This is a genomic window from Pseudobdellovibrionaceae bacterium, assembly GCA_019637875.1.
Classification (GTDB): Bacteria; Bdellovibrionota; Bdellovibrionia; order Bdellovibrionales; family Bdellovibrionaceae; genus JAHBUW01.
Genome location: JAHBUW010000001.1, coordinates 254553 through 278199, shown reverse-complemented (window position 1 = coordinate 278199; position 23647 = coordinate 254553). Strand labels below are relative to the sequence as shown.

The window sequence follows — 23647 nt, the reverse complement described above, 5'->3', positions numbered from 1 at the left end:
CTCGCAAATCGGAAATCAAAAGAAGTTATACATCTTTTGACCAATTGGATGGCCGCCATCCTTGGATGCAAGCCGTGCCGTCGGGATTTGTGCCCTATCGTGTCCGCGAACTCCGCACCGGCGATGTCGCTTATTTCAACTTCGTCCTCGCGAAAGAAATGGGCCTTATTCCCGCCTCCCACCCGCACGAAATGACCGCCGAGCTCAAAGAGAAGCTTTTGGCCACCTTCTCGATCCAGATCATTAACGAATACGATGAATTGACGAAACGCCGCATCGATCCTTCGACGATCAAACCGAACCGTTACATGGCCTCGCGCTACCTGCAACTGCAGCACACCAGCCGTTCGGGTAAAACCAGCGGCGACGGTCGCGGCATTTGGAACGGCGTCGTCGAAAACAACGGACAAATCTGGGACGTCAGCTCACGCGGAACGGGCGTGACCTGCCTCGCTCCCGGTGCCGTGCAAGCGGACCGCCCGCTGAAAACCGGCGGCACCGAATTCGGCTACGGCTGCGGTCTGGCCGAAATGGATGAGCTTTACGGCGCCAGCATCATGGCCGAAATCATGCACCTGCAGGGTTTCCGTACCGAGCGCATGCTGTGCGTGATCGACCTGGGCAAGGGTTACGGTATCGGCGTCCGCGCGGCGCCGAATCTGATCCGTCCGGCGCACATGTTTCTTTATCTGAAACAAAACCGTCTGCATGAGCTAAAGCAAGCGGCTGATTATTTGATCGATCGTCAACGGATGAACAAACGTTGGAAGATCGGCCCCCGCTCGGCCACGAGGTACGACGACATGGCGGTCGCCGCCGCGCGCAGCTTCGCCGAGTTCGCCGCTGAACTCGACGTGAACTACATCTTCGCGTGGCTGGATTGGGACGGCGACAACGTCCTGTCCGATGCGGGCATCATCGATTACGGCAGCGTTCGCCAGTTCGGCTTGCGCCACGATCTTTACCGCTACGACGATGTCGAAAGATTTTCGACCTCATTGAATGAGCAAAAACACAAAGCCCGTTTGATCGCGCAGGTTTTCGTACAAGCCGCAGACTATCTGAACACCGGTGTGAAGAAGTCCATGAAGGCTTTCGATAAACATCCGACGATGCAAATCTTCGACGACCGCTTCCGCGAAGCACGGGCGAATCAGATTCTGTACCGGATGGGCTTCAACGCCGATCAACGTAAAAATATTCTGGCGAAACCCCGCACCTTCAATCGTTTCGACCGCGTCTTTTCGATGTTCGAGCGTGCGAAAGTCACGGGTTCGATCAAACGCGTGGCCGACGGCGTGAACCGCCCGGCGATCTTCGACATGCGCGCGGTTCTGCGCGAACTGCCGAAGACCTTCGTGGATAAGGGCTTCCGTCCGACGTGGATGGCTCCGGAAACATTCTTCCGTCAGATCCTTTCGGATTTCGCCCGTCGCGGCGATTCAAAAATGAAGCCCCATCACGTGAAAGCGATTTTCGAATTCCAAGATATGTACAAGCGCCTGCTGATGGCGGCCTGCCAAGGTGCGCCCTCACCGGCCCAGCTAAAAGAAATCGCCGAGCGCGCCGCCGCGATCAATCCCACCGATCGCATCACCGGGAACGCCTTGATCAATATCGTCGATGAGCTTTTGAAATCGAAAAACATGGGCATGTCCCATGCGCACATTCAGGCGACCATCGACCACCTGATTCACAGTCATTTGAATTTCCCGGAAGTCGAAAAAAGCCGCCACTACGTCCGCGGTCCACGCGCCATCGAGAACACCCGCCTGCTGGCCCGGATCCTCGACTGCGTCCAAACCCACCGCCACGACATATAGGCGCCCCCGGCTACCTGCCCAGCTGTTTCTTCAGCCAGGCGTGGATCACGTCGGCTTCGTCTTGGTCCATCGAGTGGCCTTTTTGTGATTCGTGCCAGTCGATCTTCATTCCCAATGATTTGATCTTCTCCATCCCGAAGCGTGTGTCTTCGATGGGCAGCACGCGGTCGCGCTGACCATGCAGCATCACCCACGGCGTGCGGTGTTTTTTGGACGACAGCTCGCGCCGCCAGCCCGGATAGAAATGGAAATAGCCGCTGACCCCGATGAAACCCGCGAAGTCGCGGCGCTCGTGCAACACGAGATCCGCACCGATCAGGCAGCCTTGCGAGAAACCGAAGACGTAGATGTCCTTCGTGTCCCAGCCTTGCTCGACCAACTGATCGATCACTTTCATCAAACGCTCGCGCATCTTGGGGACGGCGTCGGCTTGAAACGGCGGATCGCCGTACCAAGAATAGCCATCCATGTATTTGCGGGGCGCATTCAGCAGCAGATAGTTCATCTCCGGCAGATTGATCTCTTCGTTGAATTTGCGAAACGGCTTCGAGCTGTCGCCCTTGCCGTGCAGAACGAGCATCAACTTTTTCGACGGCCGCGCCGCCGGAAGAAATTCGCATTTGAATTCGGTGGTCAGGCTCATAATCCAGGGTTCCCGTTCATGTCGCCCGCACGTTGAGTCTTGCAACGAACCCAATCGGTGGCTTTTTGAATTTGCGAGTCTTCATCCATCGCGGCCACGCCGCTGGCGATACAGGCCGAGCGCTCCAGCCAAGCCAGTCCCTGGGGACCGGTCCACAGATCCATCGGGCGCAACGGCACCAGGTACAGGTCCTCTTCACGCATCGAGACCGTGCCCTCATCGCCCATCCCGGCGGGAACGTCGGGCTCAAGCCCCACGATTTGCGGCGTCCAACCGCTCGCGAAATAGTAGAAGCCTTGCGTTTGGAAGAGCGCGATTTTCGCGTGCTGACGCCATAACATCCCGTCTTGGAAGCTGCCTTTACCGAAACTCCGCTCACCGATGAGCGTGGTGCGGCCCAGGTCCTTGAGTGCGCCCGCGACGATCTCGGCCGCCGAAGCCGAGCCGCTGTTGATCAAGGTCGCGATGGGACCGTCATACACCTGCGGCCCCTCGGCCCAGTAGACTTCGCCTTTTTTCGTGGGATCCAGATACTTCGTTTGGAAGACCAAAGAACCCGGCGTCAGGAAAAGTCCCGCCACGCAGGCCGCTTCGTCCACTTGACCGCCGGGGTTGTCCCGCAGATCCAGCACCAAACCCTCGATCCCTTGCTCCATCAGACCGATCAGATGTTTGCGCGCGTTCACGCAGGTTTCCCGCGCGAACTTATGCACGGTCAATAGACCCACGCGCGTGTCTTTCTCCATCAAGCGGCTTTCCACCGAGACGAACTGGGTTTCCCCGCGCAGGATTTCGAGATGACGTACGATCGGCTGTGCCCCCGCCTGACGGCGAATCTTCAAACGCAGTCGGCCCGCGCTTTGGCCACGGACCAGCTCGTTGAATTCGGCCGCGTGAAGCTTCGTCACGTCGGTGCCGTTCAACTCCAAGATGCGATCGCCCTTGCGCAGACCCGAACGCGCGGCGGGCGAGTTCGACATGACCTTGCGGACCATGGCACCGCCCTTGATCCGACGGGCCAAAAAGCCCAGGTGCGCCGAACGGGTTTCCGACTGCGACAGGACCTCTTCGTAGTACGCGAGCGGCACGATGTAGGTGTGCGGATCGCGCGCGACGCTCAAGTAGGAGTTGATACCGGTCGCGAGCAGCAGGTTCATCTGCGTGGGTTGCGTGATGTGTTCTTTCAAACGCAGCCACAGCACCAAGAACGAATACGGAACTTCCGTCCCGTTTTCGCGGTAGATCTCTTTCCAGATGCTGAGTTCGGACTTTTCGGTCAAACGATCTTCGATATCGGCGTCGGTCAGCGGTTCAAACTCACCGTTCGTGGCGAACTTCAATTTCAAGCGCTCGGCCACCGAACTGATCGCGTTCACGCAGGCCATGAACTGACGCTCGCTCTTCAGGCAGTTGTCGTCGGCCATGAACTTCACGAAATCGTATTCGTTCAGATCGGCCTCGGCCCAGTAGGATTCGAGGTTCTTGGTATTGCTGTTTTTGGGATCGAAATCGGTGGCGGACGAAGACGCACGGAACGCCCCGGGCAAGAGCGCGCAGAGGAGCGACAACAGTAAAAACAGGCGAATCGTTCTGGGGTGCACCACGCGCGGAGTTTAACGAATCTGGGCCTTGGACGCACGGCTTCACCGGGCCACTGAAAGCTCTTTATTGGCGTCCAAAACTTCGACAGCGGACAGGCCTTGCCCACCCCGTCAGCTGCGTTTAAATAGGGATAGAAACGAGCGAGGGCCCCCATGATTTTAGTGACCGGAGCGAACGGATTTATTGGCAGCCAGATGGTGAAACTCCTGAACGAAAAGGAGCCCCAAACCCCCGTTCTCGCGGTCGACGTCGTCAGTCCCGAAACCCGTCCCGCCCCCTTGCGCGGCCTGAACTACCGCTACATGGGCCGCCTCGAAATGTTCAATTTCATCCAGACTCCGGAAGCCAAACGCGACATCACCGCGGTCATCCACATGGGCGCGAACTCTTCGACCACCGAAACGAACTGGGATCTGCTGCTCGACGTGAACGTCGGCGACAGCCAGAAACTGTGGACCTGGTGCGCCGAGCACGGAAAGACCTTCATCTACGCCTCGAGCGCCGCCACCTACGGCAGCGGCGACAAAGGCTACGACGATCGCACGGACGCGCGCGAATTGACCGCGCTGAATCTGTACGGCCGCTCGAAAGTCGAATTCGACATCTGGGCGCGCGCGCAAACTAAAACGCCCCCGCACTGGTACGGACTGAAGTTCTTCAACGTCTACGGCCCGCAAGAGACCCACAAGGGCGCGCAGGCTTCGGTCGCGCTGAAGGCCTTCCACCAGATCCGCGATACGGGACGACTGCAGCTCTTCAAATCCGATCTTCCCGACTACAAGGACGGCGAGCAGAAGCGCGACTTCATTTACGTGAAGGACATCTGCCTGTGGATCCATGAGCTGCTGACGAAAAAACCCCAGTCCGACATCTACAACATGGGCACGGGTCAGGCCCGCACGTGGGTGGATCTCGCGACCGCGGTCTTCCACGCGCTCGAACGGCCCGTGCAAATCGACTTCATCGAAATGCCCGCGAACCTCAAAGGTCAGTATCAGTATTTCACCGAAGCGAAGATGGAAAAGTGGCGCGCCCAAGGCCTGTCGCCGATCCGTTACGACCTCGAAGCCGGCGTGAAAGACTACGTGCGGAACTTCCTGCTCCAGGAGAAAAATTGAAAGCCCTTCCCCAGCACCTGCGCAAATACATCGTCGAGCAAGATTACGGAAAGTATACGCCCGTCGATCACGCCGTCTGGCGCTTCATCTTGCGCCAGCTCCGCGCCTACTTGGGTCAGCACGCGCACGAAGTCTATCTGCAAGGGCTGAAGGAGACCGGCATCGACGTCGAGCGCATTCCGCAGATCGAAACGATCTCGGAGCATTTGGAAAAGTTCGGTTGGCGCGCGCTCCCCGTCAGCGGCTTCATCCCCCCGGCGGCCTTCATGGAGTTGCAGAGTCTGGGCGTTTTGCCGATCGCCTCCGATATGCGCTCCTTAGAGCATCTGGAGTACACGCCCGCCCCCGACATCGTGCACGAGGCCGCGGGCCACGCCCCGATTCTGGTGCATCCCGAATTCGCCGAGTATCTGCGCCAGTACGCGCAGGTCGCTCGCAAAGCGATCTTGAATCGCCAGGACATCAAACAGTATGAAGCCATCCGCGATCTTTCCGACATGAAGGAAAATCCGGCTTCCACTCCCGCGCAGATCGAGGCCGCGACCGCGCGCCTGAACGACGTGAACGCCAATATGGGGGAAATCTCCGAGGCGGGCGAGCTGTCGCGCATGAACTGGTGGACCGCCGAATACGGTTTGATCGGCGAAGTCGCGCGCCCGAAAATTTTCGGTGCGGGACTCCTGTCCTCGGTCGGCGAATCGCGCTGGTGTTTGGGGCCGAACGTGAAGCGCCTGCCGCTGACCGTGGACTGCATCAAACAAACCTACGACATCACCGAGCCGCAGCCCCAGCTCTTCGTCGCCGAAGACTTTCAACACCTGAGCCGCGTCCTTGAGGAGATGGCCGAAAACATGGCCTTCCGCTTGGGCGGACGTCGCGGCTTCGAAAAAGCCGTCAAAGCGGCGAGCGTGAACACGATCGAGCTCAACTCGGGTTTGCAGATTTCGGGTCAATGGACCGAAGCTCAATGGGATGATGCCGACAAGAGCGCGAACCCCCGCCGCGCGCTCTTCGTAAAGGCCGTCGGGCCTTCGCAGATCTCGTTCGCGGATTCCGAATTGAAAAATCAGGGACCCGCGCAGCATCCGGAAGGTTTCTCGACCCCGCTCGGCGCCTTCGCGCGATTCCCGGGACGTTGCCCTTCCACATTGGCCGATGCCGAACTCGCGGAGGCGGGCTTGCGCGCCGGCCACCGCGCCCGTCTGGAGCTCGCGTCGGGCTTCGTGGTCGAAGGACAGCTCACCAAGATCATCCGCGATGGCGATACGCTTTTGCTGCTGAGCTGGAGCGATTGCCGCGTCACCCATGCCGGCAAAACCTACTTCGAACCCGCCTGGGGGACTTTCGATCAGGCCGTAGGCCTTGAGATCGTTTCGGTTTACGGCGGTCCCGCGGACACCGCGCACTACGGCGAACGCGACGATTTCGTCGCGACCCGCGTGCCCCCGCGCACTCCCAGCGAAACCGAAAAACTGAAATACGCCCACTACCAACAGATGCGCGACCTTCGCGAAGGCGACTTACAAGGCATGGCTTTGGCGACGAAGCTCGAACCCTTGGTCACCATTCACGCGCGCACCTTCCCGAACGATTGGCTTTTGAAACTCGAGGGCCTCGAGCTCATCCAAACCCGCGCGTCGGAAGGCACCGAAAGCCTACAAAACGCCTGGAAGGCCGATCTCGAAAAGTTCGCCGCCGAAAACCCGGCCCTCGCCCAAAGCATCCGCGACGGCCTGGCCATGGCCGCCGTCCTGTAAAAGGTAGCCGCTCACTTCTTGAAATGCGGCGCATTTCAAGAAGTGAGCGGCTACCTCTGGACGACCCCCACGACCGGAACTAAATTGAGGTTCATGAGCGGATCCCGTTTGCGCGTTATTTTGGTGAAGAGTTTGTACGACTCCAATGTCGGGGCAACCTCGCGGGCCATGGCAAATATGGGGGTTGAGGAGCTGGTGCTGATCGCTCCGCAATGCGAGATCGGCGAGGCCGCGCAGAAAGCCGCCGCCACCGGACAAGAGGCGCTTCGCCACCGCCGCACCTATGCCTCGTGGGAAGACTATAACCAAGCCGAGCCCATGGGGCTGCGCCTGGCCTTTACCGCACGCGACGGTCGCGGTCGCGATGTCCGCGATTTTCAAGAGACCCTCACGAGTCTGACCGCCGACAAAGAATATCCCTACATCGATTTGGTTTTTGGACCCGAGAACTGGGGCCTTGCGACCGAGGACATGGATCAATGCCATTACGGAGTTTCGATCCCGACCTACGGGCCGAATCCGAGTTTGAATCTCGCGCAAGCGAGTTTACTCGCGCTCTTCATCGCGCAGAATGTGTTGAAAGCGACGACCGGTCCGCGCCGGGGCGTCCTCGCGCTCGAGGACCAACCGGGGCATCTTCCGGAAGCCGTCGTGCGGAGTTGGGTCGAAACGTTGGGCTTCAACGTCGAAGACCGCAGCGTGAACGTGCTATCGGTCATCCGTCGCCTGTTCCTGCACTCGGTGCCCACCCGCAAAGAGGTCGCCTCTCTGCAGGTCGTGCTTCAGCAAAGCATCCGCAAGATGAAAGAGTATCACTCCATGCGAGAACTCTTGGGGCTTGCGAAGGACGGCCAGAGCGGCCGTCCCTTGGCGGATCTAACGGATCTAAAAACTCCGCGGTCAACGGATCTAAATCATCCGCAGTCCTAGCGGACCTAAAAACTCTGCGCTCCTAGCGGACCGACAACAAAGTGATGTTGAAACTCCCCGTCAGTGAGTTCGGTTCAAGGCCTTTGGCCGACGGCTGGAAGTCCACCACCACGTCCCCGCGCTGCGCTTCGGGGATGTTCAGCAGAATCAAATCTTTGTCGTTCAGCGGATGCCCCTTGAAGTAGCTCTGCGTGACGAGTTCACGGTAGCCCAACTTGGACACGCGGAAGTGAATGTGCGGCGGGCGATCCCAACCTTCGTCCGCGGGGTACGAACCCGGGATGATCGTTTTGAAGATGTACTCGCCGTTCGCGTCCGTGAAGGTCTCGCCCCAGTAGGCGAAATCGGGATCTAGCGCGGCGGTATTCGGATCGTTCTGATGATTGTAGCGACCCGTTTCGCAGGCCTGCCAGATTTCGACGTTGGCGTTCGCGAGAGGACGGCACTGCGAATCGCGCACCTGCCCGCGGATGTAAACGACCTGTCCCCGCGCGCGGTTCAGCGCACCCGGCAGCCGCGTCAGATCTTGGCTGTTCGTGAAGGCTTTTTCTCCGGGATAGAAGGGCCCCGAGGTTTGGCGCGCGGTGGGCGCGCACATCAGACCCGCTTGCGTGGCGGCGCTGGCCTGCGCGGCCGCTCCCACGACGGTCGTTGCGGCCACGGCCGCGGAAGTTCCCAGTCCCCATCTCAAGAATTGCCGGCGTTCCATCGTCATCCCCCTTTTCGAGATGAGGTGAAACTGCCCCAGGCCCAGTCATGAAGGATAATTCTAAAAAAACATCCCGGTGATAACCGGGATGAATATTAAACCGCGACTGCTTTAGACCCCGTCGCCGTTATACGGCGACGACCTTATCCGTCGCTTTGGATTTACGAACGAGGTTCAAACGCTGATCCAGCGCCTGCAGTTCGGACGCGAGCTTCTGACCTTGGTCGGTCAGCTCATTGATGCGCACAAGGGTTTCGTCGGCATTCGCGCCCACGAGCTGCGCGCTGTGAAGCTTCGCCGTGTTGAGCTCGATCTCACGGTGAATGGACTCAAGCTGTTGATGAAGCTTCATTTTCTCGTGACTGAGCGCGCGCGTGATCTCTTTGATTTGTTTGAGACTCATCGGTTGCAGCTTCGCCGTCGCGAAATCAGGATCTTGGTGATCGCGGATTTCCGCGTTGGTGCCGGTCAGCCCTTCCCAAAAAAGTGACCATTCATTCTTGAATGAATCGACGAAGCCCGGGGCTTTCGCGGGAGTTTTGGGGCGCGGAGTTTTACGTGCGTTGGATTTGCGGAGAGTTCTTTTCGTTGTCGTTCGACTATCATCGTCCATAAAGAATGGAGCCTCGTTTCTTAGAGAACTCAGTATATCTGGGAACTTACCGACTCTCCACTGCCACCATTTTAAGCTTTCGTTATGCCCTCTGGACCGAGGTCGGGGCCGCCTGAACGCTGAGGAGCTGCGCCAGCTTGCCGCATCGCGATGCAGCCCATGAATGATTTACACGCCTAGACGTTGGTCGGCCCGGAACGGGGATTTCCGCCCGATTCAGCGGTCGATATCGTAGATCAGGCGGCCCGTGATGAGCTGGTCGCCCTCCAGGTCCAGCCGGTGGGTGGCCGACAAACGGATCTGATCGGCCAGGCGTTCGACCCCGAAGTTTTCGGTCCACACGCGGCCGTTTTGCCCACCCAGGATGATCGGCGCCTGGAACATCAGAAGTCGGTCGGCGCTGCCCGCGCGCAGATGTGCCGACAGCGTTTTGCCACCGCCCTCGATGTAGAGCGAGCGTATCCCCTGATTCCAGATCTGCTGGTGAAGCTCGTAAAGGTCGAGCCCCCGGCTATCCGAGGGAATCCGGATCAAACGAATGTCGTCGGGAACATGACCGCGGAAATTTTCGTTCACGGCCCAGATCAGATTTTCGGGAGCATGCGCACGGAAGATTTTCAGATCAGGCTGTTCGAGGAGTTTCCCCTTCGAATCGACAACGACGATTTTCTTCCGCACGCCCTTGAAATGCGGATGACGGATGTTCAGCGCGGGGTTGTCCTTTTCGATCGTCCCACGCCCCACCAGCATGGCGTCGTAGAAGCCGCGAAAGAAGTGACCGAACTCGCGGGAGCGCTCGTTGGTGATCCACTGACTTTCACCGGAACGCAGACCGAAAACCGCGTCCAGCGAAGTCGCGACCTTCAAGGCCACGAAAGGACGTTTTTCGGAGTAGTTTTTCAGGAAGACTTCGCAGACCTCGCGCAGCTCGACGCGCAGATCGCGCTCGGGACTGACCTCGCGAAATTCGCGGCAACGGATCTTCGCGTCTTTCAAGACCTGAATCCCTTTACCGGCCACGAGCGGATTCGGATCTTCCAATCCGTAAACAAGCTCTTGAACCGGAAGTTTCGCGAGGGTCTTCGCGCAGCTCGGGGTCCGCCCCTCGTGTGCGCAAGGCTCAAGCGTCACGTAGATCTTCGCGCCCTTCAGCTCTTGCCGGGCATCGACCGCGCCCTCTTTCACGGCGGGGCCTTCGATGCGCCAACCTTTGTCGTCACGTTTGAAGGCCTCCACATCGAACAGATCGGCGAGGGCCTCGATTTCGGCGTGGGGTCCGCCGACGCCATGGTGATATCCCTTCGCCAGGAACTGATCGTTCGCGCTTAAGATCACGCAGCCCACCTGCGGATTGGGACTGACGTGACCCGCCCCACGCCAAGCCTCGGCAATCGCGAGCCGCATGGCCTCGTAAGGCGAAAGTTTGTCACCCATCTTGGGCTCGGCAACAACACCACCAAGAAAGAGCTGCTGGATATCGTTCATAGAAAAATCCTACTCACCCATAAGCCCGTTGTGAATCCAAGATTAACTGCGACCGCGCAGCGGGAGCCCGACACATCGACGCGCCACCGGAAGCGGAGCGGTCCGTAGAGGCCCGCGGCCGAGGCGACGAGGACGGGTCGACGGGGACGCCTAGTCTGAGGCGTCCTTAATGGACGCCGCAGGGAGTGACCGACGAAGGCAACGAAAGCCCCGGGCCTCTACGGCCCGCGATCACTTCTTCATCCAGGATTGCCAGTACTCGTTGATCTCGACCTTCGAGAATTCGGGGTCGACGTTCAACGTTTGCCAGCTGTCGATCATGACGGCGACTTCGTCGGTGTGGGTCTTCGTTTTCACGGCGTCCACCGCTTTGGGGTGGGGACCGTGAGCGAAGCCCGCCGGGTGAAGAGTCATCATGCCCGCGTGCAAGTTGTCGCGGCTGAAGAAGTTCCCGTCGTGATAGAAGAGGACTTCATCGTAATCGATATTCTGGTGATAGAACGGAACCTTGAGCGCATCCGCATCCTCTTCCAAAGGACGGGGCAGGAACGTGCAGATGACAAAGCCCCGTGACACGAAGGTCGTATGCGCCGACGGCGGCAAGTGCACGCGCGCGCTCAGCAAGGGCATCAGATCCGAAATGTGAAGGGTGAAGGGGAAGAAGTCGCCCTTCCAACCAATGGTGTCGTAGATGTTCGCCTCGTAGGTGAAGCGGGTCATCTGATCCCAGCGTTTCACCACCACTTGGGTGACGTTCACGCCGTGCGCTTTGTTGAACTCGTGCATCGGTTCCAGCTCGGGTTTGCCGAGGGCGCCCAGATCGTAGACCGCGTTTTTACCGACCATGCCGCGATCGGGTTCACGGTAGGGACCCGTGCGCGACTCGATGACCAGGAAGTTCGAGTCCTCTTTGAAGTGGAATGTGTGCGTGATGCACTTCGGGATCGAGATGTAGCTGCCCTTCGTGAAAGGCAAAATCCCGTATTCGGTCAGCACCGTGCCCGAGCCGACGTGACAGAAGTAAAGCGTATCGCCGTCGGCGTTGCGGAAAGCGCCTTGCAGCGGATGCGCGGTCGCCTTGTCCCAGTAGTTGTAAATGACGACGTCCGAATTGAAGAGCATGCGTTGCCAATGGCCCCACATCTTTTCCATGCGGACGGGATCGAACAGATGGGGCCGCAACGGGCCTTCGATATTCGTCCACCGGGTCGAAGGCGCGGGTTTGATCAAGTGCGAGACGGGTCCGAAGAAACCGCCGCGCCCTTGCTCTTCCTCGTAGTGGCCTTCGGGAATGGCCTTATGCCCTTGCTTGGTCGAGCGTCCTTGCTGGTACTGATGCACGATTCACCTCAGAGGTAGCCGCGTTCGCGCTGATCCGCCTCGATCGCGTCGAACAGGGCCTGGAAGTTTCCGTTACCGAATCCATCGTGGCCACGACGTTGAATCACTTCGAAGAAAACCGGGCCGATGATGTTTTTCGAGAAGATCTGGAGCAGATAGCCGTGCTGATCACCATCGACGAGGATCGCGTTCTTTTTCAAACGCTCCAGATCTTCGACGACCATCGGCAGACGCGCCGACAGCTGGCGGTAGTAGGTGTCGGGCGGCGCCGCGAGGAACTCGAGGTTCGCGGCACGGAGCTGTTCGAGCGTGCCGATGACGTCGTTCGTGGTCATCGCGATGTGCTGGATGCCCGAACCGTTGTATTCGTCGAGATACTCTTGGATTTGCGATTTGCCGTCCGAGGGTTCGTTGATCGGCACCGCGAACTTTCCGCAGGGCGAGCCCATCGCCTTGGACAGCAGACCGGTCGACTTGCCCTTGATGTCGAAGTATTTGATTTCGTAGAAACCGAAAACGCCGGTGTAAAAGTCGCTCCACTTGTCCATTTCGCCCTTGGGGACGTTGTTCGTGAAGTGGTCGACATCGAGGAAGCCCTTACCGACAACCGCGGGACCGCCGTTCTTCAGTCCGAAGACGTTTTCGTAAAGGTCCTTCGTGTTGTCCTTGTCCATGAAGTAAACGAGCGAGTCGCCGATCCCGTAGATCGCGGGATAGGGAGTCGCGCCGCGCAGATGGTCCGCGCCGAGATAACCTTGAGCGCCGCGCGTGGTGGCGGTGCGGAACGCCTCGATCGCGCTCTTCACGCGGAAGCCGGTGGACACGACCGAAGGTCCATGCGCTTTCGCGAATTCCGCCGCGAAAGTTCCGGGCTCGGTGTTCACGATGTAGTTGATGTTCCCTTGACGATACAGCTCGATCTGTTTCGTCGGGTGCTTCGCGATCTTTTCGAAGCCGTATTTAGTGAAAAGAGTTTCGAAGAATTTCGGATCGGTGCCGGCATATTCGATGAACTCGACGCCGTCCAAACCAACCGGATTTTCACGGGTTTCAAAAGCGGAAGCAGACACGGAAACCTCCAAGTTTTTACTCTAGCGAGTTGTAGAAATGAATGACCTGCGGGTCAACGAGAAAGGACCGCGGATGCCAGCCCAAAAGACGCAGTCCCTGACCCGTCCGTAGGCGGCTCAGGGCGACGTAAGCTTGGCCCGGCTCCCAAAGATTCGATAAATTCACCCACATTTCGTCCATGGTGGCGCCCTGGCTTTTATGAATCGTCGTCGCGTAGCCCAGGATCAGCGGATATTGCACGACCGAGGCGACGTGTTGGCCGTCCCCGTCAAGAAGTGAAAATTGCACCCGGTCCACGGTCACGTGGCGGAAATTTTCTTTCTCGATCGCGATGCGCTCCAGGCCCGTGTCGTCCGTCTCGACGCCGACGACCGTGCCGCGGCTGCCGTTCACCCAACGTTTGTTCGGATCATTTTGAATGAACAGCACCTGCGCGCCCTCGCGCAAAACCAAACGCCCCGGCACCGGGCCGCTTTTTTTGAGCTGCTCCACGCCGCGGTCGCTGCCGAAATAGATCGAATCGAAAACCAGATCCTCGCCCGGAAGCTGCGCGAGCTCGCCTTGATTGAATTTTTCGACGTGATCACGGCGCGAGAACAGACGCGGGCTTTTATCCCAATCGTCGTGTTCACGCACATGATGATCTAAGAAGGATTTCGCGCGCTCGGAGAGATTCCCCTCGCGGATGTCGTTCAAAACTTCGATGAAGTCCGCATCCAACACGCGCTGGTTTTCGCGCAAGACGACATTGATGAAGCCGCTTTTGTCCCAGACGGGCGAAAGAAAACACCAGTCGCGTTGAGTCCCGCGCGTGACCGGCGGCAATTGCGCGAAATCGCCGACCACGATGGCGCGCAGCCCGCCCCAAACCAGATTCGAGGACCGGGCCTCGCGACAAAGCTCTTCCGCCAAAGCGAACGCCTGCCCGGGAATCATCGAAATCTCATCGATGATGAATCCGTCAATGGCCCGCAAACGGGTCATGAGTTTTGGGTTATTCAGACAGCGATTGCGGGTGGCGTCGACTCCCCCCTCCAGGATCCCGAGTCCAAAGAAACTGTGAAACGTCCGCCCATCCAGCAGCACGGCGGCAGCACCGGTCGAGGCCAAAAGCGGCATGGATTTCGGATCGAGTCCCGAGCGAAACTCGCGAATCAAAAAGGATTTTCCCGAGCCCGCCCCACCCGTCAGGAAGACGTTCTCACCCGACTGCAGAATTTCGAGGGCCTGAGCCTGTTCGCGGGACAATTCCGCCGGCGGCCGTTGTTTCTTCGACGACATCGCGGGCATTGAATCACGCCCATCCCGATGCGTCACGCGCGAGAGATACCGCGGCGTTTCTGTGCTATGCTCGGTAACTATGTCCAATTTCCATCGCTTTGAGAGTGCTGAAGAAAACCCCTTTGTCCCCGGGGTTATCGACATTCAGCCGACTGAACTCTGGGATAAAAAATCGGGCGTCCGCATGATCGACGTTCGCCAGCCCGAAGAATACACGGGCGAGCTGGGCCATGTGCCCGGCACGGAGCTGATGCCCCTGGGCGACGTTCCCGATCAACTTTCAAAAATTCCTAAATCCGACGTGATCGTTTTCGTCTGCCGTTCCGGCGGACGTTCGGCGCAAGCCACCGCCTACGCGCAATCGCAAGGCTTCGAACACGTCTTCAACATGAAGGGCGGCATGCTCTTGTGGAACGACCTCAAGCTGCCGACCCAACCTTAATCGCATCTGGTGAAAAATATGAACGCTCACGTTTTCGTGAACCGCACGCTGAATCTGAAACGCATTAAATTCCTCGGCCTCGACATGGATCACACGTTGATCCGTTACAAAACCCAAGAGTTCGAAGGCCTCTCGCATACGATCATGAAGGATAAGCTCATCAAGAAGGGTTATCCCGAGGCCGTGCGCCAACTTCCCTTCGACTACAACCTGACCATCCGCGGTCTCGTCATCGATAAGGCCAACGGCAACATCCTGAAGCTGAATCGCCACTCGGCGATCCGCGCGAGCTTCCACGGCGTGAAGCCCATCGACTTCAAGACCCAGCAGAAAATGTACAAGTCGACCTACATCGATTTGTCGGATTCGTCTTATCTGGCCGTCGACACCGCCTTCTCGCTCAGCCTGTGTACGCTGTTCGCGCAGCTCGTGGACATGAAGGACTCGGAAACTTACGCGAACGTGCTTCCCGAGTACGCCCGCATCGCGGACGACGTCCTTTTCGCCCTCGATGAGGCGCACCGGGACGGCTCGCTGAAAGACACCGTGAAGTCGGATCTGGATCGCTTCATCATCAAGGATCCCGACGTCGTCGCGGGCCTCGAGAAGTTCAAAACCCACGGGAAGAAAATCTTCATCGTGACGAACTCGGACTATCACTACACGAAACTTCTGCTCGACTACGCGATCAATCCGTATCTGAAGGCCCACGAGAGCTGGTTGGATCTGTTCGAGATCGTCGTCACGCTCGCGCAAAAGCCACGCTACTTCTACGACAACCTCAAATACCTGAAGGTCAATCCCGCCGACGGCTCCATGGTGAACCACAACGATAAGCTGGGGCCGGGCGTTTACCAGGGCGGAAGCGCGAACGCCTTCACCGGCGACTTCGACCTGCAAGGGGACGAGATCCTTTACATCGGCGATCACATCTACGGCGACATCCTGCGCCTGAAGAAGGACTGCGGCTGGCGGACGGCCATGGTCATCGATGAGCTGGACCATGAGCTAGAAGCGAACCAGAAGGCATCGCCCATCAACACCGAAATCGAAACGCTCATGCACACCAAAGAGCCCTTCGAGGACGAGTTGACCCAGATCATGACCCAAAAGACCGAGGCCAAGATCAAGCCCGACGAAGCGCAGACCGAAGCTTTACAGACCAAAATCGCCGAAGTCGATGCGCAGATCAGCGGGCTGATCCGTCAGCAGCAAGGTCTGTTCAACGGCTATTGGGGCCCCTTGATGCGTTCGGGGAACGAGGAAAGCTACTTCGCTTACCAAGTGGACCGCTACGCCTGCGTGTACATGCCGAAACTCTCGGACCTGCTCGCGCTGTCGCCCCGGACTTACTTCCGGGCCCCGCGCCGACCCCTCGCGCACGAGATTTAGAGCCGATCGAAGAGCCCGCCCCGCGCGGGCTTTTTTCTATTCATTGGTCGTATGGCGTCCTTGGGGGACCCGGTTACACTGAACAGGAAACCCCAAGGAGACCTCATGTCGCACAAATGGATCGGTGCCGCAGTCATCGTATTGCTTCTTCTCGCCGGCGTGCCCTGGATGATCGAACAAGCCGGTAAACCCGCGCCGAACGCCACCACTCCCCGCACGCCCTCGTCCACCGAGAACTACTGCGTCGCCGTTCGCGGCAACGGCGAACTGATGCCCGCGCACTGGGGTGCCTTGGCCCGCGTGCTGGAAACCTACGGCGCTCCCGTGGGCATGGCCGGCGCGAGTTCGGGTTCGATGACGACCTTCCTGTGGGAAAGCGCCATGGCGAATGCCGATCTGCCGAAATCCCGCGACGACAAAGGCAAACACCTCGCACTGATGATCAAGTCGTTAGAGGGCGTCAGCTACTTTTTGTACGAGCAACGTGGTTGGAAAACCCTCGTCGAGTGGATGAAGCAACTCCAAAAGGAAAACGTCTACGACTCGGTGACCGTATTGTCGTCGCAGCAGGCGATGAACAAACATCTGCCGAAAGCCATCGCCGCCGCGAAGGACATGCAGAACTCGGGGATCTTCTACGGTCCCGCGGTCGTCGCCGTGGCGGAGCTTCTGCTGGATCCCTCGATCCAAAAAGATCGCGCGAAACAGGCGCTCCTCATGAAACGGATCGAAGCCTTGAAGCAGACGCTCGCGGTCTTCGGGAAGTTCGACGCGAAAAACGATGCGCAGCTGTTCGTCCGCAACGGGATCGTGGACTTCCAGGCGCTCGCCATCCGCTTCGGCGCGCTGGGCGACTACCTCGCGCAACGTGACGCCAGCACCGAGTCTTTACAAGCGCACGAACTTTTCATGCGCACCTGCCTTCCCGTCTCGGCGGGTCGCACCTGGCCCGAGATCGTGATGGCCGAGCCCCGCTGTCAGGTTCTGATCGGCGACAGCGTGGAGAAATACTTCGGTAACTATGTCCCCTCGCAACGTTCACGCATTCACGAACCCGTCGGTCAGTACGCGCAGGCGCTCGTGACCACTTCCGTCGTTTCGGGAGAGTCGGCGAAAAGCTTCCGCGCACAGCGGGACGCTTATCTGAAAAGCCTTGCCCCCGGTGTCGGCGCGGACGTTCGCGTCTCGCCGACGGATCTGCGCTTCGGTTACTGGGGCCGCCCTGCCGATCTAGAACAGATCGAAGCGGAACTGCGCAATCCCAACAACCCGCTTTCGAAGCTGGATAAATCCCACCGCTTCTTGGCTTTGGGTGAAGGCTCTTGGCTGCAAGCGCTCGCGCTGTCCCCCGCCGAGCCGGGACTCTCGCCCGCTTTGGAGTTCTCGACGGTGGGTATGAATCCGGACTGGGTTTCCTTCGGCGGCTGGTCGGATCTGCACCCGGTTCCCGTGCTGAAAGCCGCGGGCTGCGACAAAGTGGTTTACGTCACCCGTCGTGGCGGCGATTCGCTGTTCGGTCAGGGCGTCGTGAAACGGATTCTGGGCTTCGATCGCCCCGGTTGGGAACTTCTGGATTCGAGCGGTCCCGGAAAAAAAGCGAGCACCTTGCTCAACAACAACGGCTCGGACGACTACGCCGATTCGGTTTGGCACAAGCTCTACAATCTGAAAAATCCGCACAGCTCGTTCGCGGGTTCGCTCGCGGTGGCCGACGCGGTTCTGTGCTCGGACTGGAACGCGTTCGATACCAAAACGCAGTTCCCGCAGATGATCGAAGCGGCGTACAACTCGCCGATCTTCGAGCGCACGCCCCCGACGCGCACATCCTTCGCGAATCCGAAAACGATCTCGGCCGACGACAACAAAGTCGACCCGGAGCTCGGTTATCCGCCCTATGCGGGTTGTATGAATTAAGGTTCAGTCGCCCGCCACACCAGCAGGTCGTTCGCATTCAGGCGTTCGATCTGCATCAGGCGCTCTCCGGTTTTGAAGTTGCGGCGGTATTCACCGCGCGCGCTTTGCAGAACGCGACAGCCTAACGCTCCCGTGCCTTGCAGATCCACATGCGGCAGCTGACAGGGCGGGCGGACGTTCTTTTCATCTTCCCGCCGGCGCGGGCCTTCCAACCACAGCACCGACTGAAAGGGCACGTTCAAACGCGCCAGTCCGGCCGCGGGCGAACCTTTTAAGGCCGTGGCGGCGAAGATCGGCGCGGTCAGGATCAGCACCGAGCGCCCCTCCGCGCGCAACGCTTCGAGCTCCTTCGCGAGCGGCACGTCCGCGCCGCGCAGATACACCGCTCGACCGGGCAGCAGATTGTGAAATCCTTCATCGAGCCAGATCTCGTCCCAACGCAGTCCCGCTTCGTCGCGGCTTTCCCACATCGAATTCAAAATATCGAGGGCTTCGCGGTCGTCGGGAAATTGCCCCCACAGCAGAATGGTCGGCACGGCCCCGGGCGCGCGCAACGCTTGGGTCACGGCCGCGCGTGCGTTGGCGGGTGACTCCATCGGCGCGAGCTCGCGCGCGACCTCGCTATCGACCATGAAACGATCTTGGGTGAACCACCAAATGCCGACCGCTCCGAGCAGCAAAACCGCGAGCCAAAGCCCCAGAATTCCGACTTTTTTCATGACCTAGGGCCTAGCACGCCCGGTTTGACGCGCGCAATCCTTGTCAGGCGCCGGACCGAGGTATACATCCTAGGAGATGAACGCCCACTGAACGGGCAATGAGTGTGACCGGGACTTGATCCAAGCTGGACAGGTACCTCAGGAAGCAGGACGAATGAAAATCAAGATCCTTTGGATCGGTCGCGGCCGTCTGGCCCGCCACCTGATCCCCGATTGGCAGCGGACATTGACCGCCAGCCACGACATTCTGACTTGGGACCGGTCACAGCCGGAATCCGAGCTCCTTCGTCTTCTGCCCACGGCGCAGATCATCGCCCTCGCCATCTCGGATCGCGCCCTCGAAACTTTTCACGCGCAATATCGAAACCACGCCCCCCGCGCGCGCTGGATTCATTTTTCGGGCGCGCTCGAGCTGGAGGGAATGACCGGCTACCATCCGCTGATGACCTTCGGTCCCGAACTTTATACCGAAGCCACTTACCGCCGCATCAACTACGTCACCTCCAGTACGGAAACGCGCTGGCCGACGGAGCTGCCGCTGCCGAACGCGCTCTTCGCGATCCACCCCGAACAGAAGGCGCTCTACCATGCGCTCTGCGTGCTGTCGGGAAATTTCACGACCCTTCTGTGGGCGAAAGCCCAAAGTGAATTCGCGAAGCTCGGGCTACCCGCGGAAATTCTGCGTCCCTATGCGGACGTCACTATCGATAACGTCTTCAACGATCCCACGCGCGCGCGCACCGGCCCCTTGGTTCGCGGCGATGTCGAGACCATGAACAAGAATCTCGAAGCGCTCGGAGGCGACCCCTTCGCGGGCATCTACCGCGCGTTTCAAAAAGCCGTGGAGGCGCCATGAGAGTCCCCGAGTTCCGCGATAAAAAAGGCCAAGAAAAATTGACGATGATCACCTGCTACGAGGCCTGGGCCGCGCAAATCGTCGAGCAGACTTCGGTGGATTCGATTCTCGTCGGCGATAGCCTGCAGATGGTGATGTTCGGTGACGACTCCACGCTGAATGCCACGGTTTCGTTGATGGCCCGTCACACCCAAGCCGTCGCGAAGTTCGCGCCCTCGAAACTGATCATCGGCGATCTGCCGTTCTTGTCGTACCGTTTGGATCGCAAAACGAATGTGCTGTCTGCCGGAAAGCTCATGCGCGCGGGCGCCCACGCGGTGAAGCTCGAAGGCGCGCGCGGCAATCTGGAACTCGTACAGCACTTGGTCGACTCGGGCATTCCCGTCATGGGTCACTTGGGACTGACGCCCCAATCGGTCAACCAACTCGGCGGCTACAAAGTGCAAGGTCGCCGCAGCGAAGAGGGCGAACGCATCTTGAAAGACGCGCTCGATCTGGAAAAGGCCGGCGCGTTCAGCGTCGTTCTCGAATGCGTCCCCAAACAACTCGCGGCGGACATCACCCGCCAGTTGAAAATCCCCACGATCGGCATCGGCGCAGGTGACGAGACCGACGGCCAAGTCCTCGTCTGGCACGATCTGCTCGGTTTCCAGACGAGCTTCAAACCGAAGTTCGTGCGCCGCTACCTAAACGGCGCCGAACTCGTGAAAGACGCCGTCGAAAAATACTCGCAAGACGTGAAACAAGGCGAATTCCCCACCGCGAAAGAGTGGTTCGAATAATGAAACGGATCACCGCCCTTCAAGAAATGCGCGCCTACCGCCGCCTTTTCGGTGGCGAATCCGTGGGTTTCGTCCCCACCATGGGCGCTTTGCACGAGGGCCACGCCTCGCTGATCCGTCGCGCGCGTTTGGAAAACCAGCACGTCGTCGTCAGCATTTATGTGAACCCCACGCAGTTCAATAACGCCGACGATCTGGCGAAATACCCACGTCCCATCGAAAAAGATCTGGAGCTCGCCGATGAAGCCGGCGCCGACGTGGTGTGGACGCCGGAATACGACGAGCTTTATCCCGATGCTTACCGTTACAAGGTCACGGAAAGCGAAGTCTCGAAGACCCTCGAAGGCGAATTCCGCCCGGGACACTTCGACGGCATGCTGAGCGTGGTGCTCAAGCTCCTCAACGGAGCGCAGCCGACCCGCGCCTACTTCGGGGAAAAGGACTGGCAGCAGCTTTCCCTCGTGCGCGGTATGGTCGAAGCGCTCTTGGTTCCCACCGAGATCGTCCCCGTCGCGACCTTGCGCGAAGCCGACGGCCTGGCGATGAGTTCGCGCAACGTGCGGCTGAGCGATGCGGAACGCAAAATCGCGCCGCTCCTCCACCAGGTTTTGACCCAAGTGGACGACCCTGCGCGCGGCACGCAGATTCTCACCGAAAAAGGTTTTCGCGTGGAGTACATCCGCGAATGGGACGGACGCAGACTGGCCGCCGCATGGCTCGGCAACGTGAGGTTGATCGACAATGTCGAAATCTAAAATTCTCTTCAAAATGACGGGCTCCATCGCGGCGTTCAAAGCGGCGGCGCTCCTGTCGAAGCTGAAACAGCAGGGCCACGAGATCCAAGTCGTCGCTTCACCGGCGGCTTTGCAGTTCATCGGCGCGGCGACGCTCGAAGGACTGACCGGTCGCCCCGTCCTGACGGATCTTTGGGAAAAGGGTCACGCCATGGATCACATCCACGCCATGCGCTGGGCGGATCTGATCGTGGTTTGCCCGGCCTCGGCCCATTTCATCAATCGCATCGCCCAAGGGGTCGGCGACGATCTTCTGACCACGATGTTCCTGGCCCACGATTTCAAGAAACCCTATTTGATCGCCCCCGCCATGAACACCTCGATGTATCTGCATCCGGCGACGCAAAAATCGATTCAGACATTGCGCGATTGGAAACTCGAAATCCTCGAGTCCGCGAGCGGCGTCCTCGCCTGCGGCGAGCAGGGTTACGGCCGCCTTCTGGAGCCCGACCTGCTTTTGGAAGAGATCACGAAACGCCTGGGCGCCCCGGCCGCCCCCATCGTGGCGGAAACGAAATCCGCGCCGGTGACGGCCTTTTCACCGCGCGTGCTGATCACCGCGGGCGGAACCATCGAGCCTATCGACGACGTCCGCCACATCGCGAACGAATCGACGGGACAGACCGGCGTCGACATCGCAAATGCGCTCGCCGAAATGGGGGCCGAGGTGACCTTGCTCGCGGCGAAACATGCGCCCCGCTCGGCCGCGAACCTGCGTCGCCGTGAATTCCGCACCTACCAGGATCTGGCCGACGCGCTGAAGTCCGAGCTGTCGGAGCGCGATTACACGCACATCATCCACGCAGCGGCCGTCAGCGACTACTCGGTCGCCAAAGTCGTCCAAGGCTCCTTCGAGGTCGGCGGCGGGAAAATTCCTTCGGGTTCGCCCCTGACGCTGGAGCTGCGCCCGAATCCGAAGATCATCACCCAGCTGAAACCCTGGTCACGCAACAAAACGGCGAAGATCGTGGGTTTCAAACTCACCAGTCAGCTCAGCGACGAAGAGGCGCGCCAAAAAGTGAAAACGCTCTTCGATCAGTGCCCCTGCGAATTCGTGGTACAGAACGATCAACGCGGCCTGAATCGCGAGAAAAACGAACATCCCTACCAGATCTTCCGCTCCGACCTGAGCGTCGCGGCCAGCGGCACGACCCGCGCGGATCTGGTGCAGAAACTGTCGAGTCTGATCGCGGAGGTCCTATGATTTTGGCTCTCGATGTCGGTAACACCCAAATGTACGGCGGCGTTTTCGACGGTGAAAACATCCGCCTGCGTTTCCGCATGACCTCGCAGGGCGGTTCGTCCGCGGACGAGTACGGCGTTTTCCTGCGCAACGTTCTGCGCGAAAACGACTTCGACTTCAAACAGATCACCCAGATCGGGATCTGCACGGTCGTTCCCGACGTGATGTATTCGCTTCGCCGCGCCTGCGAGAAGTACTTCAAACTCACGCCCTTCAACTTGCAGCCCGGCGTGAAGACCGGCTTGCGCGTGAAGTACCACAATCCCGTGGAGGTCGGCGCGGACCGCATCGCGAACTCCATCGCGGCCATGAAGATGTACCCGAAACGCAATCTGGTGATCGTGGATCTCGGCACGGCGACGACCTTCTGCGCGATCTCGGCGGACAAGGATTATCTCGGCGGTTCGATCATCGCGGGCATGCGTTTGAACATGGAGGCGCTCGAGGCGAAGACCGCGAAACTTCCGCTGGTCGAAATCGTCACCCCCGCCCGCGTGCTCGGACAAACCACCGTCGAGAGCATTCAGTCGGGTCTTTACTACGGGCATCTGGGGCAGATGAAAGAGATCACCCAACGCCTGACCGTGGAATGCTTCAACAACGAAAAGCCCTTCGTCATCGGCACGGGCGGTTTCTCGACGCTTTTTGAACGTGAAAAAGTCTTCGACGCCATTCAACCGGACCTTGTGTTGAAAGGGCTTTCGATCGCCATGCAAATGAACCTGACAAACAGCAGTGAAGGAGCCGCCAAATGAATCTGTCCATGCTCAAAGGGAAAATCCACCGCGCGACCGTCACCGACGCCGATCTGAACTACGAAGGCTCGATTTCGATTTGTCCGGAGCTGATCAAGGGCGCCAACCTGCTGATTTACGAACGCGTCGACATCTACAATGTGAACAACGGCGCGCGTTTCTCGACTTACGTGATCCTCGGCAAGCCCGGCGAGATCTGTTTGAACGGCGCCGCCGCCCGGCACGTGCAGAAAGGCGACCTCGTGATCATCGTCGCCTACTGCGGACTCAGCGAAGGCGAAGCGCGGACGCACAAACCTTCGGTGGTCTTCGTCGACGAAAAGAACAAGATCAAAGCCATCGGCGACAGCCCGCTGTCCAAGGACCTTTAGATCCGG

General features: G+C 59.2%; 22 protein-coding genes. 13 read left to right on the top strand and 9 right to left on the bottom strand.

Features of this window, described 5'->3' with window-relative positions; genetic code table 11:
• Window positions 1-74 precede the first annotated feature (74 nt).
• The gene (locus KF767_01455; GenBank protein MBX3016526.1) at window positions 75-1823 is read left to right on the top strand and encodes a hypothetical protein; all 1749 of its coding nucleotides are present in this window, start codon (window positions 75-77) and stop codon (window positions 1821-1823) included.
• Between the two features lie 10 nt (window positions 1824-1833).
• Here KF767_01455 and KF767_01450 read toward each other — a convergent pair whose 3' ends face one another.
• Both KF767_01450 and KF767_01445 read right to left on the bottom strand, forming a co-directional pair.
• On the bottom strand, window positions 1834-2466 hold the full coding sequence (locus KF767_01450; GenBank protein MBX3016525.1) for a serine esterase: 633 nt from the start codon (window positions 2464-2466) through the stop codon (window positions 1834-1836).
• Window positions 2463-4070 carry a PDZ domain-containing protein gene (locus KF767_01445; GenBank protein MBX3016524.1) on the bottom strand — a complete coding sequence of 536 codons (1608 nt, stop codon included), beginning with the start codon at window positions 4068-4070 and terminating at the stop codon, window positions 2463-2465. Before KF767_01445 ends, KF767_01450 begins: the two co-directional genes overlap by 4 nt.
• A gap of 150 nt (window positions 4071-4220) precedes the next feature.
• Between KF767_01445 and rfaD the strand changes: the two genes are divergently transcribed.
• The 3 genes from rfaD to KF767_01430 all read left to right on the top strand — a co-directional run bounded on the left by rfaD (window position 4221) and on the right by KF767_01430 (window position 7873).
• Window positions 4221-5186: an ADP-glyceromanno-heptose 6-epimerase gene (gene rfaD / locus KF767_01440; GenBank protein ID MBX3016523.1), complete on the top strand. Its 966-nt coding sequence runs from the start codon at window positions 4221-4223 to the stop codon at window positions 5184-5186.
• Window positions 5183-6943, top strand: a complete 1761-nt coding sequence (locus tag KF767_01435) for an aromatic amino acid hydroxylase (protein ID MBX3016522.1) — start codon at window positions 5183-5185, stop codon at window positions 6941-6943. The genes rfaD and KF767_01435 overlap by 4 nt, the downstream gene beginning before the upstream one ends.
• Window positions 6944-7036: 93 nt before the next feature.
• Window positions 7037-7873, top strand: coding sequence for an RNA methyltransferase (locus tag KF767_01430; protein MBX3016521.1), 837 nt, complete (start codon window positions 7037-7039; stop codon window positions 7871-7873).
• A gap of 22 nt (window positions 7874-7895) precedes the next feature.
• Here KF767_01430 and KF767_01425 read toward each other — a convergent pair whose 3' ends face one another.
• From KF767_01425 to KF767_01400, 6 genes are all read right to left on the bottom strand, one after another.
• Window positions 7896-8582, bottom strand: coding sequence for a hypothetical protein (locus tag KF767_01425; protein MBX3016520.1), 687 nt, complete (start codon window positions 8580-8582; stop codon window positions 7896-7898).
• Window positions 8583-8709: 127 nt separating this feature from the next.
• A complete protein-coding gene (locus tag KF767_01420; protein MBX3016519.1) occupies window positions 8710-9195 on the bottom strand; it encodes a hypothetical protein in 486 nt (161 codons plus the stop codon).
• Window positions 9196-9411: 216 nt separating this feature from the next.
• Window positions 9412-10680, bottom strand: a complete 1269-nt coding sequence (gene ribD, locus KF767_01415; protein ID MBX3016518.1) for a bifunctional diaminohydroxyphosphoribosylaminopyrimidine deaminase/5-amino-6-(5-phosphoribosylamino)uracil reductase RibD — start codon at window positions 10678-10680, stop codon at window positions 9412-9414.
• 231 nt (window positions 10681-10911) lie between these two features.
• A complete protein-coding gene (locus tag KF767_01410; GenBank protein MBX3016517.1) occupies window positions 10912-12021 on the bottom strand; it encodes a homogentisate 1,2-dioxygenase in 1110 nt (369 codons plus the stop codon).
• 8 nt (window positions 12022-12029) lie between these two features.
• Window positions 12030-13103: a 4-hydroxyphenylpyruvate dioxygenase gene (gene hppD / locus KF767_01405; GenBank protein MBX3016516.1), complete on the bottom strand. Its 1074-nt coding sequence runs from the start codon at window positions 13101-13103 to the stop codon at window positions 12030-12032.
• A 4-nt stretch (window positions 13104-13107) separates the two neighbouring features.
• Entirely contained in the window at window positions 13108-14373 is a 1266-nt protein-coding gene (locus KF767_01400; protein ID MBX3016515.1) for an AAA family ATPase, read from the bottom strand.
• Window positions 14374-14452: 79 nt separating this feature from the next.
• Between KF767_01400 and KF767_01395 the strand changes: the two genes are divergently transcribed.
• The 3 genes from KF767_01395 (at window position 14453) to KF767_01385 (ending at window position 18121) form a co-directional block, all read left to right on the top strand.
• A complete protein-coding gene (locus KF767_01395; GenBank protein ID MBX3016514.1) occupies window positions 14453-14815 on the top strand; it encodes a rhodanese-like domain-containing protein in 363 nt (120 codons plus the stop codon).
• An 18-nt stretch (window positions 14816-14833) separates the two neighbouring features.
• On the top strand, window positions 14834-16207 hold the full coding sequence (locus tag KF767_01390) for an HAD-IG family 5'-nucleotidase (protein MBX3016513.1): 1374 nt from the start codon (window positions 14834-14836) through the stop codon (window positions 16205-16207).
• A 105-nt stretch (window positions 16208-16312) separates the two neighbouring features.
• Window positions 16313-18121, top strand: coding sequence for a hypothetical protein (locus KF767_01385; GenBank protein ID MBX3016512.1), 1809 nt, complete (start codon window positions 16313-16315; stop codon window positions 18119-18121).
• On the opposite strand, the gene KF767_01380 is transcribed toward KF767_01385, so the two are convergent.
• Window positions 18118-18840, bottom strand: coding sequence for a hypothetical protein (locus KF767_01380; GenBank protein ID MBX3016511.1), 723 nt, complete (start codon window positions 18838-18840; stop codon window positions 18118-18120). The genes KF767_01385 and KF767_01380 overlap by 4 nt on opposite strands.
• 154 nt (window positions 18841-18994) lie before the next feature.
• On the opposite strand from KF767_01380, the gene KF767_01375 reads away from it, so the two are divergent.
• From KF767_01375 to KF767_01350, 6 genes are read left to right on the top strand one after another with little or no spacing between them, the layout of a single operon-like run.
• Window positions 18995-19696, top strand: coding sequence for a DUF2520 domain-containing protein (locus KF767_01375; protein ID MBX3016510.1), 702 nt, complete (start codon window positions 18995-18997; stop codon window positions 19694-19696).
• Window positions 19693-20478, top strand: a complete 786-nt coding sequence (gene panB, locus KF767_01370; protein ID MBX3016509.1) for a 3-methyl-2-oxobutanoate hydroxymethyltransferase — start codon at window positions 19693-19695, stop codon at window positions 20476-20478. The genes KF767_01375 and panB overlap by 4 nt, the downstream gene beginning before the upstream one ends.
• Window positions 20478-21233: a pantoate--beta-alanine ligase gene (panC, locus tag KF767_01365; GenBank protein ID MBX3016508.1), complete on the top strand. Its 756-nt coding sequence runs from the start codon at window positions 20478-20480 to the stop codon at window positions 21231-21233. The genes panB and panC overlap by 1 nt, the downstream gene beginning before the upstream one ends.
• A complete protein-coding gene (coaBC, locus tag KF767_01360) occupies window positions 21220-22476 on the top strand; it encodes a bifunctional phosphopantothenoylcysteine decarboxylase/phosphopantothenate--cysteine ligase CoaBC (protein ID MBX3016507.1) in 1257 nt (418 codons plus the stop codon). The genes panC and coaBC overlap by 14 nt, the downstream gene beginning before the upstream one ends.
• On the top strand, window positions 22473-23270 hold the full coding sequence (locus KF767_01355) for a type III pantothenate kinase (protein MBX3016506.1): 798 nt from the start codon (window positions 22473-22475) through the stop codon (window positions 23268-23270). The genes coaBC and KF767_01355 overlap by 4 nt, the downstream gene beginning before the upstream one ends.
• Entirely contained in the window at window positions 23267-23641 is a 375-nt protein-coding gene (locus KF767_01350; protein MBX3016505.1) for an aspartate 1-decarboxylase, read from the top strand. Before KF767_01355 ends, KF767_01350 begins: the two co-directional genes overlap by 4 nt.
• Window positions 23642-23647: the final 6 nt, after the last annotated feature.